This window comes from Ferroplasma sp., from assembly GCF_037442045.1.
Lineage (GTDB): Archaea > Thermoplasmatota > Thermoplasmata > Thermoplasmatales > Thermoplasmataceae > Ferroplasma.
Map to the genome: position 1 here is coordinate 1 of NZ_JBBIRC010000037.1, position 13,131 is coordinate 13,131.

8 protein-coding genes, 1 tRNA gene and 1 rRNA gene are annotated in these 13,131 nt (G+C 37.0%); 8 read left to right on the forward strand and 2 right to left on the reverse strand.

From position 1 onward, the window contains the following. Window positions 1–421: 421 nt before the first annotated feature. Complete coding sequence (locus tag WKI77_RS05710) at window positions 422–1,750, reverse strand: MFS transporter (RefSeq protein ID WP_337860865.1); 1,329 nt, start codon at window positions 1,748–1,750, stop codon at window positions 422–424. Window positions 1,751–1,870: 120 nt separating this feature from the next. Here WKI77_RS05710 and rrf point away from each other — a divergent pair. Both rrf and WKI77_RS05720 read left to right on the forward strand, forming a co-directional pair. Continuing rightward, window positions 1,871–1,991: ribosomal RNA gene (gene rrf, locus WKI77_RS05715) — 5S ribosomal RNA — on the forward strand. Between the two features lie 62 nt (window positions 1,992–2,053). After that, window positions 2,054–3,346: a tryptophan--tRNA ligase gene (locus WKI77_RS05720; protein ID WP_337860866.1), complete on the forward strand. Its 1,293-nt coding sequence runs from the start codon at window positions 2,054–2,056 to the stop codon at window positions 3,344–3,346. Here the strand turns inward: WKI77_RS05720 and mtnA are convergent. After that, window positions 3,322–4,338: an S-methyl-5-thioribose-1-phosphate isomerase gene (mtnA, locus tag WKI77_RS05725; RefSeq protein WP_337860867.1), complete on the reverse strand. Its 1,017-nt coding sequence runs from the start codon at window positions 4,336–4,338 to the stop codon at window positions 3,322–3,324. The genes WKI77_RS05720 and mtnA overlap by 25 nt on opposite strands. 149 nt (window positions 4,339–4,487) lie before the next feature. Here mtnA and WKI77_RS05730 point away from each other — a divergent pair. The 6 genes from WKI77_RS05730 (at window position 4,488) to WKI77_RS05755 (ending at window position 13,038) form a co-directional block, all read left to right on the forward strand. Further along, a tRNA-Lys gene (locus tag WKI77_RS05730) sits at window positions 4,488–4,561 on the forward strand. Between the two features lie 13 nt (window positions 4,562–4,574). Beyond that, window positions 4,575–4,835 (forward strand): DNA-directed RNA polymerase subunit H, encoded by a 261-nt coding sequence (locus WKI77_RS05735; RefSeq protein ID WP_337860868.1) that lies wholly within the window; start codon window positions 4,575–4,577, stop codon window positions 4,833–4,835. After that, window positions 4,836–8,423 carry a DNA-directed RNA polymerase subunit B gene (locus WKI77_RS05740; RefSeq protein ID WP_337860869.1) on the forward strand — a complete coding sequence of 1,196 codons (3,588 nt, stop codon included), beginning with the start codon at window positions 4,836–4,838 and terminating at the stop codon, window positions 8,421–8,423. Beyond that, on the forward strand, window positions 8,420–11,083 hold the full coding sequence (gene rpoA1, locus WKI77_RS05745; protein ID WP_337860870.1) for a DNA-directed RNA polymerase subunit A': 2,664 nt from the start codon (window positions 8,420–8,422) through the stop codon (window positions 11,081–11,083). The genes WKI77_RS05740 and rpoA1 overlap by 4 nt, the downstream gene beginning before the upstream one ends. Then, window positions 11,080–12,597, forward strand: coding sequence for a DNA-directed RNA polymerase subunit A'' (gene rpoA2, locus WKI77_RS05750; protein WP_337860871.1), 1,518 nt, complete (start codon window positions 11,080–11,082; stop codon window positions 12,595–12,597). The genes rpoA1 and rpoA2 overlap by 4 nt, the downstream gene beginning before the upstream one ends. Window positions 12,598–12,606: 9 nt before the next feature. After that, entirely contained in the window at window positions 12,607–13,038 is a 432-nt protein-coding gene (locus WKI77_RS05755; RefSeq protein WP_337860872.1) for a NusA-like transcription termination signal-binding factor, read from the forward strand. Window positions 13,039–13,131 lie beyond the last annotated feature (93 nt).

A 13,131-nucleotide genomic window follows, 5' to 3' on the forward strand; every position in this document is an offset into this window, starting at 1 on the left:
AGAGCTCTGCTATGGATATTTCCGGATTCTGGAATGACTCCATTATTATATTGAATTTTTCCTCAGCTGTTCTATATGATCTGGGCATAATTACACCACCTATTAAATAATATAATTAATATATTACTCCTCACAACTATATGCAAATTATAACTGGGTATAATCAATAGGCATAGCAGTTAATTCTATGCATAATAAGAAAAGTTTTACATAGAGAAATAGGTAAATAGTGCAAGAATCCTAAATATACTCTATAGGTTGTAAATCCGACACTTTCCAGAATTTATAATTATTTCTTGTACTATGCATGAAACCATGAAATATTATTTTCCCACAAAATAGGTGTCATAAAAAAAACTCTTAGTCTACAAATGAGTTCAGTATGAGTTAATAAGTTATGTGAACTTATATTTTAATTAAATTATCTCAAAGCTTTTCCCTTTGTTTCCGGGGCATATTTCAATGTAACTGCAAGCCCTATAAATTCAAACGCAGCAAAAAATATTATTATTGCTTTCAGTCCGTAAAGTGAATCTATTATTGGAAAAGAAAAAACGGCAAGTATGGAACCAAAACGGGAAACGGATGTGGCAAAGCCCATAGCAGTTCCCCTTATTCTGGTTGGAAATATTTCTACCGGATATGTATATGTAATCGGGCTTGGACCAACGTTATGAAAGAAATGCACTAAGCCAAATGCACTGAATGTCATTAGAAGGCCTACTACCATATACTGGTTTACAAAAAAGAAAATTAAAAGAACAACAAATGAACCTAAAAACCCCGCAATAAGGAGAAAGCGCCGGCCAATGCGGTCCACATAATATATGGCAATAAGGAATCCTATAACTACAGGTATGGATTCCGCCATTCCTGTAAAAACAATATAAAGATCGGCATAATACGATGTAATCTCAGTTGAAAATATAAGCGGTGAATATGTCCATATGCCATAGCTTACGATATCATACGAGAACCATGCTATTGAAATAAATATAATATAAATTCCATATTTCCCATGAAATATATCCCCTAATCTGGTTTTTCCCGGGCTGATTTCTGGCAATTTTTCTATATGATAGCCGGTTAAAGCCTCAAATTTATCCTTCATCTCTTCACCAGCTTTATTCCCATATTTATGCTGTATCCAGTAAGGGCTCTCAGGAATCTTTTTTCTTGAATAAAGGACAAGAATAGGAAAAATGGCTCCTATCATATACATATAGCGCCATGCATTGACACCAGTAAAAAGCACAAGTGGAACTGCAAGCCCTAAAAATATCAGTGATCCTATGGAAAAAGAAAATATATTGAAAAACATAAACTTTCCTCTGCTCTTGGCAGGGGAAAATTCAGCCTGAATTGAAGAACTTACTGGATAATCAGCACCTATGCCAAAGCCGACTATTAATTCCAGTATTGAAAAATTTATGTAGTTTGTTGCAAAGCCTGTAAGAAATATGAATATGGAAACCAGAAAAAGATCATATACATAAATAAACCGCCTGCCATATATATCCGCTATGTATCCTGAAATAAAACTGCCAATGAGAACTCCGCTTATAGATGATATTCCCATAATTGAAATTTCATAACTTTTCAGAGACATTACATTTATGAGATAAAGCAATGCATATGAAAAAACGGTCAGCGTATAGCCATCCATCATAACTCCCATTGAAGATAATAAAGTGATTTTTCTCAGAAATGGAGAGGATGGTGCATCTGACATTGTTATGTAACTGTTCATTGCAGGATTATTGCTAACATATATATAAATTATTAGTAGATACTTATAATTAGGTATATTAATATCATACTATTGCAGCATTTAGAATAAATATTATATATCAGTTAGTGATTAAGTGTTGACGACGGTCATAACATCGGGGAAATACCAGGTCTCATTCCGAACCCGACGGTTAAGTCCGATGTGTTGCATACTGTACTATCTTCCGCGAGGGGACGGGAACTATGTTTCGCTGTCGTTTTTTACAATTACTCTAAATTACATTATAAGTAAAATTAATTAACACATTTTTAATAGACTCACATGATTAATCCATGGAGCTCTGCACAGTATTTCGATTATGAAAAATTGATTAAGGAATTTGGAATTCAAAAACCGAATAATTATTTCAATTTTTTTATGTTCAGGCGCCATCTTGTATTTGGCGAGCGAGGCCTGGAATATATTGAATATGCAGTTAAGAATAAAATTAAATTTAATGCCATGACCGGTTTAATGCCGTCAGGCCAAATGCATCTTGGGAATAAGCTCAGTATTGACCAGATTATATATTTTCAATCACTTGGTGCAGATGTCTATATAGCTGTTGCCGACCTTGAATCATATGCAACCAGAGGAATATCTCTGGAAAAAGCACATGAAACTGCTGTAAACGAATATATAGCAAATTATATTTCCATGGGTTTAAAGCCATGTAAAATATATTTTCAGTCAGAAAATTTTGATACGGAGAATTTATCCTATATTTTATCCAATGAAACAAATATGAATGAACTCAAAGCAATATACGGCCTTACAGATTCATCATCGATGTTACATGTAAATTCTCCATTAATACAAGCTGCCGATGTGCTGCACACGCAGTTAAATCATCTTGGGGGACCAAGAGCCACCATAGTTCCTGTTGGTGTGGACCAGGATCCACATATAAGATTAATGCGTGACCTTGCAAAAAGATTCAGAATATACAATGTAAAAATTGAAGATGGAAAAATTTCTGTTTATATAAAAGGAAGCGACGATCCAAAAAATAAAATAGATATGGCAATAAAATTATTATCAGGTCATGGTTATGAATGCAATGCAAATTATGAATACCGTGCAATATATGTAAAGAATTCTTCGCCTGAGGACAAAATAAAAATAGATATTGATCTCGCCGTAGAAGAGAGCAAAATCAATGATTTTGCATTTATCGAACCTTCTGCAACGTTCCAGAAACTTGAAACCGGCCTAAAGGGAGGAAAAATGTCATCATCCGTTCCTGATTCATTAATCAGCCTGAATGACAGTGAAAGTGAAGCCACAAGGAAGATAAAGCATGCTGTTACAGGCGGAAAGCAGACTGTAGAAGAACAGAAAAAATATGGTGGTAATCCTGATATATGCCCTGTTTACGAACTTTATAAATATCATAACAGTGATGATAAATATGTTCAAAGAGTTTATGATGAGTGCAAAGGAGGAGTAAGGATGTGTGGTTCATGCAAGACAGAGGCAGCTGAAAATATATCGGCAATGCTAAAAATGCTTGGTGAAAAAAAGGATGAATCGCTTGGAAAATTAGATAATTATCTCATAAAGAGATCTTCATGAATTAATTTTTGCAATTTTTTAAGTTCCTCAGGCCTGAAAATTCCATATTCAGTTATAAATGCTGTTACATACTCATGCGGTGTAACATCAAAAGCCGGATTTCTTGCATGGCTTTCTGCAGGTCCAATACTCGAATTGTTAACTATTAACACTTCATCTTCACCCCTCTCTTCTATAGGAATCCCATCGCCTGATTTAAGTGAGAAATCAAATGTGCTTCCCGGTGCAGCAACATAAAACGGTATATTGTTTACCTTTGCAAGCACGGCTTTTTCATATGTTCCTATTTTATTGGCAAAATCACCATTGGCTGCTATTCTGTCTGCACCAACTATTGCAAGGTTTATTTCCTTATTTTTCATAAAATATCCCGCTGCATTATCTGCAATTATTGAATAATCTATGCCTTCCTGCTGAAGTTCCCATGCAGTAAGTTTTGCTCCCTGCAATCTTGGCCTGGTTTCGTCAACGAAAACAAATATGTTTTTTCCTGCATCGTGTGCAATTCTCATTGGTGCCAAAGCAGTGCCCCAGTCCACTACGGCGAGGGCACCTGCATTGCAATGGGTAAGCAAATGGTCATTGGGTTGTATAAGCGTATTTCCATATTCTCCTATTTTTTTAGACCTTTCTGTGATTTCCAGTGCATATCTTCTTGCAGCAGATTCCGAAAAATTGTTTGCTTTCATGAAATCAATAGCTTTAAAAAGATCATATGCAGTTGGCCTTGATGATGCTATTGTTTTTACGGCTTTATCCATATCTTCCTTATTTTTTAATGCTATAGATAGACCATATGCAGCAGCAACTCCTATTGCAGGTGCTCCACGAACTACCATATTTTTTATTGCATAGTAAATATCGTCGCTATTTTTTGCAGAATATATCTCAATTTTTTCAGGAATTTTTCTTTGATCTATCAGCTTTACCTGATTGTCTTCAACCCAGACTGCAAGAATTGTTTTTGATTCACCATTTATGTTAACTTTCATTATAGATTATAAAGGAACGGGATATTAAATTTTTCATGATTTTTCATATAAAATGATGCATAAAACTAAAACGTTAAAATACTATTTAGTAATACCATTATACAAAAAAAGTTATATGTTTCAAATGTATGTAGCTGACTACATATTGTGGGTCCGTAGCTCAGCTAGGTAGAGCGTCTGGCTTTTAACCAGGCGGTCAAGGGTTCAAACCCCTTCGGACCCGTTTAGGTGAAAATATGAGTAAATTCAATGTGCTTGAGCACGAAATAGTGCCAGAACACCATCTGGTGCCGGTGGAAGAAGAGGAAAGCGTTTTAACTAAACTTAATGTAACAAAAGAAAACCTGCCAAAAATTGGTATTAATGACCCAACAATTAAGGCACTTGAAGAAATTCACGGGAAGCTTATTCCCGGTAGAATAGTTAAAATTGTCCGGAAAAGTCCAACAGCCGGTTATTACGAATATTATAGAGTTATTGTAAAGAGTGTGGTATAAATGAATCCTATTTTAGATGCTTTTTTTAAATCAGAAAGTGTGGTTAATTATCAGATAGATTCCATGAATTATTTTTATGCTACTAAAAACAATCCAGATAACATAATGCAGCAAATTGTTGATGAAACGAAAATATCTGAGGATGCAACTCCCGGAGTTATTGATCTTGATCCTGCGAAAACCAGAGGCAAGGAGATAAAAATTTATTTCGGGAGAGATAGAGAAGAAGGAAAAGCTACGGGCAATCCTACAATATGGGTTGATAAGCCCGAAATTAAAGAAGCTTCAGGAGCCGCAAATCAGATCACTCCTCAAGAAGCAAGACTCAGAGATCTCAATTATATGGCACCTATAATGTTACGTTTGCGTATAGTTGAAGATGGCATAGAAAGAGATGCAAACACAATAAAAATTGGCGAAATACCAGTAATGGTAAGATCCAAAATATGTACATTATCCGATCAGAACCTTGATGTTTATATAGAGAAAAACAACGGTCCAATTGATGAAACAAAGGAGGGAAAACTCAGGTATGTAGATGAGGACCCAACCGATCCGGGAGGATATTTCATTATAGGAGGATCCGAAAGAGTTATAGTATCACTTGAAGATCTTGCACCGAACAAGATTTTAGTGGAATATGAAGAAAAATACGATTCAAAAGTAGAAGTTGCAAAGATTTTTTCACAGAAAAGCGGATTCAGGGCATTAATATCAATGGAAAAGGGAAACGATGGAATAATAAATGTTTCTATACCCACGGTGGCTGGAACAATTCCACTTATAATACTTATGAAGGCTCTGGGCATTGATAAAGATGTTGATGTGCATGATGCTATATATTCAGATCCGAGAATGGATCCATTAATTTATGCAAATATAGAAGATTCAAAAAGTGTAAAAATACTTCCGCCAAATGGAATAAATAACGGCGCAGATGCACTTTCCTATCTGGAAAAGAGATTCGCTGCCGGTCAGGCAAAAGAATTCAGGGATAAGAAAATTACACAGATGCTGGACAGGTCATTGCTTCCACATCTTGGCGATGAAATCTCTGACAGGGTAAAGAAAGCTATTTATCTGGGAAGAATGGCAAGATCACTTCTTGAACTTAACCTTGGCATGAGACACGTTGACGATAAAGACCATTACGCAAATAAAAGAATAAAGCTTTCCGGGGATTTACTGGATGAACTATTTAGAAATGCATTCCAATCAGTGATGAAGGATCTTAAATACCAGCTGGAAAAAACATACAATAAAAAGAGGGGAATAAGACTAAGGCCGGCAGTAAGGCAGGATTTGCTTACACAGAAAATACTGCATTCAATGGCTACTGGAAACTGGATAGGTGGCAGAACAGGTGTATCACAGCTTCTGGACAGAACTTCAAATATGTCTACTCTCAGCCATTTAAGAAGAATCATTTCACCATTAACAAGATCACAGCCACATTTTGAAGCAAGAGACCTTCATCCAACACAGTGGGGAAGAATATGCCCGAATGAGACACCTGAAGGGCAGAACTGTGGATTAGTAAAAAATGCAGCGCTTATAATCAACGTTACTCAGGGCATAGACCCGGATATAGTTGTTGAAGAACTGAAAAACATGGATATCCATAATGTAACAAAGGAAGAAGTATCGGGCCGTGTTTATCTAAACGGTGATTTTATCGGCTATCATGATGATCCAGCCATATTAACCGAAACACTTCGTAATCTTAGAAGGTCTGGAAAATTATCAACAGAGGTAAATGTTAAATACGATTCAAATACAAATGAGGTTATAATAAACTGTGACCGGGGAAGGTTGAGAAGGCCTCTCTTTGTTGTCAGGGATGGAAAGACTGTTTTAAATGAAGAAATGCTTGAAAAATTAAAAATGGGCGAATATACAATCAGTAACCTTATTTCAGAAGGAGCTATAGAATGGCTCGATGCTGAAGAAGAAGAAAACGCATTTATTTCGGTATTCCCATTTGACTTTCCTGCAACCTGCCCGGATTGTGGTAAAGTTCTTTATAGAAATAATGTAACATGGGTAAATCCAGGATCAGGCAATGTTGTACTGGAATGCGATGAATGCCATTCACATTTTAAGGGCATAAACAAGTTATCAGAAGATCACACGCATTGCGAAATAGACGCTTCCATGATACTTGGTGTTGTTGCTTCTCTTATCCCATATCCTGAGCATAATTCATCACCAAGGATAACAATAGCTTCTGCAATGATTAAGCAATCCATTGGACTTCCCCAGGCAAATTTTAGAATCAGGACCGATACAAGGGGGCATTTACTTCATTATCCTCAGATACCGCTTGTAACTACAAAGGTTATGGATTTCATAAAATACAGAAGGAAACCTGCCGGTCAGAATTTTGTTGTTGCAATAATTTCATACCATGGTTACAATATGCAGGATGCAATTATTATGAATAAGGCATCCATAGAGAGGGGATTGGGCAGAAGCACATTTTTCAGAACCTATACTGCAGAAGAAAGAAGGTATCCAGGAGGCCAGGAAGATAAATTCGAAATACCGAGCCATGACGTTCTTGGTGCAAGAGCCGAAGAATTTTACAAAAATCTTGATGAAAATGGTATAATATTCCCGGAGTCAAAAGTTGAAGGATCAGACGTTCTTGTTGGTAAAACATCTCCGCCAAGATTCCTTGAGGAAGAGAATGCAGATAAGCTTGGGCCATTAAGAAGGAGAGAATCTTCCGTTACAGTCAGGCCAACAGAATCCGGTTACGTTGACAATGTATTTCTTACTGTTTCCGAAAGCAATAGCAGAATTATAAAGGTAAAGGTAAGAAGTGATAGAATACCCCAGCCTGGAGATAAGTTTGCTTCAAGGCACGGGCAAAAAGGAGTTATTGGCCATGTTGCTGCACAGGAAGACATGCCATTCAACGAAGATGGAATTATTCCGGACCTGCTTTTTAACCCACATTCAGTGCCTTCAAGGATGACACTGGGGCATGTTCTGGAAATGATGGGGGCTAAAGTATCAACAATGAGTGGTGAAAATATTGATTCCACAATTTTTGATGGAGAGCCGGAAAAAAGCCTCAGGGAACAGTTAAAAAAGTATGGATTCCGTGAATCGGGAAATGAAGTCATGTATGACGGAATCACTGGAAAGAAATTCGATGTGGATATTTTTATAGGAGTTATTTATTATCAGAAACTGCATCATATGGTAGCCAGCAAATTCCACGCCAGATCCAGGGGTCCTGTACAGATTCTTACCAGGCAGCCAACAGAGGGAAGGTCCAGGCAGGGAGGACTCAGATTCGGCGAAATGGAAAGAGATACTTTAATCGCACATGGTGCCTCCATGGTAATAAAAGACAGGTTGCTTGATCAGAGCGATGGCACAATTCTTTACGTTTGCGGAAATCCAACATGCGGGCATATTGCTATATATGATTTCAAAAAAGGCACATTGCGGTGCCCGGTATGTGGAAATACGGGAAACATATACCCAATTGAAACCAGTTATGCATTTAAATTAATGAGGGATGAATTGAGTTCAATGGGGATTGTTATGAGATTGGAGCTGGGTGATATGAAATGAATTTTAATAATGTTTCAAAGAGAATAGAAAAAATAAAATTTGCCCTTTTATCTCCTGATGAATTCAGGAAAATGTCGCAGATCAGAGTTATAACACCTGATACATATGATGACGATGGTTATCCCATAGAAAGAGGCTTAATGGATCTTCATATGGGAGTAATTGAGCCAGGCCTTAAATGTGCAACATGTGGCGGCAAGGTTGACGAATGCCCTGGGCATTTTGGCCACATAGAGCTTGCAATGCCAGTAGTCCATATTGGTTTTATAAAGGAAATAAAAAGCATGCTTGATGCCTCATGCAAGGAATGCGGCAGAATAAAATTAACAGATGACGAAATTAACAATTACCGGGTCCAGATCAATGCAATGAATTTTGAAACAATGGACCCTGAAGTCATAGATTTGACCCTCAAAAAAATCGTTGATATAGCTGTTCAGAGAACTATATGCCCCCATTGCAGTGCCGAGAGCCCAAAGGTTATTCTTGACAAACCAACCACTTTCAGAGAAGGCGGCATCAAAATCACACCAAAAGAGATAAGGGAAAGGCTTGAAAGAATTCCAGATGATGATTTACTATTTTTCGGAATAAATAAGGGTTCTGCAAGGCCGGAATGGATGATACTCACTGTACTACCAGTTCCCCCAATTGATGTCAGGCCTTCAATTACACTTGAAACAGGCGAAAGAAGTGAAGATGACCTCACACACAAGCTTGTTGATATAATAAGAATATCACAGAGACTAAGGGAGAGCAGAGATAATGGATCACCACAGTTAATTATAGAGGACCTATGGGATCTTTTGCAGTATCATATAACAACTTATTTCGATAATCAGACAGCAGGAATACCGCCTGCAAGGCACAGATCAGGACGTGCATTAAAAACACTGGTTCAGAGGCTTAAAGGCAAAGAGGGAAGATTCCGAGCCAATTTATCCGGTAAAAGAGTTAATTTTTCATCAAGGAGTGTTATTTCTCCAGAGCCATTTCTATCAATGAATGAGGTTGGAATACCAGAAATAGCAGCAAGGGAACTTACTGTACCTGTGCTGATAAATTCATTTAACATTGAAAAAATGAAAGAATGGTTAAAAAGAGGAACAGCACCAAGAACTGCTGATGGAAAATATCTAGCAGGGGTAAATTATCTTATAAGGCCCGATGGAAGAAGAATAAAACTTACTGATCAAAATGCTGAAATAAACAGTGAACGTGTTGATATTGGATGGACAGTGGAAAGGCAGATGACAGAGGGCGATATAGTACTGTTCAACAGGCAGCCTTCCCTGCATAGAATGTCAATGATGGCACATACTGTAAGGGTTTTGCCAGGCATGACATTCAGATTCAATCTTGCAGATTGCACTCCTTACAATGCTGATTTTGATGGGGATGAGATGAATCTCCATGTTATTCAGAGCGAAGAATCAAGAGCTGAAGCCAGAATAATTATGAAAGTCCAGGAACAGATTATGTCTCCAAGATTTGGAGGACCAATTATAGGTGCAATACATGATCATATTACTTCACTTTTCCTTCTCACTCATAATAATCCATTGTTCAGTGAGGATGATGCATTGCATACAGTATCATACATAGACTTTGAAAAATTGCCAGAACCTGTAATAAAGGATGGAAAAAAGTATTATCACGGAAGGGATATATTTTCACTTGTACTACCAGAAAGCCTTAATGTGAAATTCAGGAGCCATTTATGTGCAGGTTTCAAAGATAAATGTGAATATGAGGATGACCCCGAAGATACCTTTGTTGTCATAACTAATGGAAAACTTGTACACGGAACGATTGATGATGAAGCGGTAGGCCCATTCTCAGGTGTCATAGTTGATAAAATATTCAGAAAAATGGGTCCAGCAGCAGCTGCAAAATTCATAGACAATGTGACAAGGCTGGCAGTTGGATTTTTAAGCCACAGAGGGTTCTCCACTGGCATTAAAGATTATGACATTCCAAAGGAAGCCATATCAAGAATAGAAGAGATATCAAACGAAACTCTTGAAAAGATAGAAAAGCTCGTAGAAGCTTTCAGATCCGGTCAGCTGCAGCAATTGCCCGGAAGATCAGTAGAGGATACACTTGAAGTAGAAATTTTGAGTGCAACAGGAGGTGTTAGGGATGAATCCGGCAAAATTGCATCACAGTATCTCGGGCTTACTGATCCTTCAGTTATTATGGCAAGGTCAGGTGCCAGGGCAAAAATGCTGAATATTGCTGAGGTTGCAGGAATGGTCGGGCAACAATCCGTCAGGGGTGGAAGGCTTAACAGAGGATATGCAAACAGGACACTGCCGCATTTCAGAGAAAACGATCTTAGCGCTTATGCCAGAGGATTTATAAAATCTTCGTATAGATCTGGTTTAAATCCAACAGAATACTTCTTCCACAGTATTGGGGGCAGAGAAGGTCTGGTTGATATAGCTGTAAGAACATCTAGAAGTGGTTACATGCAGAGAAGGCTTATAAATGCCTTTGAAGATCTTAAAGTTAATGACAAAAGGAGAGTAGAAGATACTATTGGCTCCGTTGTTCAATTTAAATATGGCGAGGATGGAATAGATCCCACGAGAAGTGATGAGGGATTAACAGTAGATGTTGATTATGTAGCATATGATGAATTTGGTGATGAAAAATGATGTCGCTGGTATGGAGAGATACAAAAAAGAATGTTGAACTGCTTATTGAAAGTGCACCATGCGCTTATGCCATAGACTACATGCCTGATGAAAAACTTGATACTGCATATATTTCTACAGATAAGCAGAATGTTGATTATGAATTAAAAATATCTAAAGTTTCCAAATATGAAGCTATAGACAATCTTATTCTAAAAAGAAAAACCGGTCTTAAGGCCATACTTCAAATAGAAAGCATAAGAAGAATAGACAGAGTCCCTATAATCGAGTTTGACATGGAAAAGGGATTTAAAGAATTAACATCATTTGCTATGGGTACAAAATTTCAGGTAGATTATAGGGAAAAAGACGCATTCCATCTTTCCGCCAAAGCTAAAGATGTTATGGATGATGCGAAAGCAAGAGGTTACGATTTTCCAGTTTCGCTTGTTGATAAACTTATAAAATACAGGGAAAGTTTGCCTGAAAATAAATATGAAAAACTTCTTAAAAGGGTAGATTTAGAATTTAAAAAGAGGGAAGTGGATCCATTCGAAGCTGTCGGAGTAATCGCAGCCCAGAGTATAGGAGAACCCGGAACCCAGATGACAATGAGAACTTTCCACTTTGCAGGAGTCGTTGAAATGAACGTTACACTTGGGCTTCCAAGACTTATAGAAATAGTGGACGCCAGGAGAATACCAAGTACACCTTCCATGACCATATATCTTACCGAGAAATACAAGAAAAGTGAGGAAAAGGTAAGAGAACTGATAAAAAACCTGGAAAATACAACTATAATTGATGTTGCCGATATAATAACAGACGTTGGAAATATGGATCTTACCATAAAAATCGACAGAAATAAAGCCAGTGAAAGGCTTGTATCAATGGGAGATATACTCAGTGCACTGGAGAAGAGGAAAGGAATAATATACAATCAGGTTGATGAGGATAATATTTTAATCAAACTTCAGCAGGAATCATTTAAAACTTTATATCAGGTTCAGGAGCAATTAAAAATAACACCAATAAAAGGCATCAACAAAATATCCAGAGCCATAGCAAGGTTAGACCCAAAGGAAGAGGCATGGATTATTTATACACAGGGATCAAACCTTAGAGAGGTTTTGAATATAGAGGGCGTTGATGCTAACAGAACTACAACCAATGATATAATAGAAATAGAAAATGTCTTCGGTATCGAAGCCGCTAGAAATGCAATATACCGTGAAGCGGAAAACACATTGAGTGAACAGGGTTTGAATGTTGACAAAAGGCATTTGATGCTTGTTGCAGATATGATGAGTTTCTCAGGAGCAGTTAGAGCCGTTGGTAGACAGGGAATTTCTGGCCGTAAGAGTAGTGTTCTTGCAAGAGCAGCTTTCGAAATTACATCAAAACATTTGCTAAAAGCAGGTTTACTCGGGGAAATAGATCCACTAGCAGGAGTTGCAGAGAACATTATAGTTGGGCAGCCCATAACACTGGGAACAGGTGCAATAGACCTTGTCTATAAAGGAAATAAAAAATAAAGGGATACCATGAATGAAATAATAATGGACAACCAGACAATAGGATTTATAAAATTATTTGAGAGCTATACAAGAACAAATGTGTTTGAATGCCTTGAAAATGAAGAAATGGTTCTCTTTGTTGTAGGCGAGCATAAACTCGGTGAAATTTTTAAAAAGCATGAAAACATAATTGCTGATTTAAAAACAAAGATAAACAAGAGAATTGTTATGGCTGAGTTTTCCCCTGATCTTCTTACATTTACAAAGAATCTTTTCTATAGATATGGCGTAAATGAAATAAATCTTATATGGAAAGATAATGTAACAAACCTTTTCATAGGAATAGCCACAGAAAATATAGGAAAGGCAATTGGAAAGGACAGCAGAAACATAAAACTTATGAGAGATGCGATTGCCAGATATTTCAAAATAAAAAACGTTATTATAAAACAGAGATAATTTATAATTAATTCTTTCCATTATATTGGTCAAACTTATTTCAAATTTATCTGAAATTCTATAAATGAAATTATTAGAGTGAAATGGAACCGA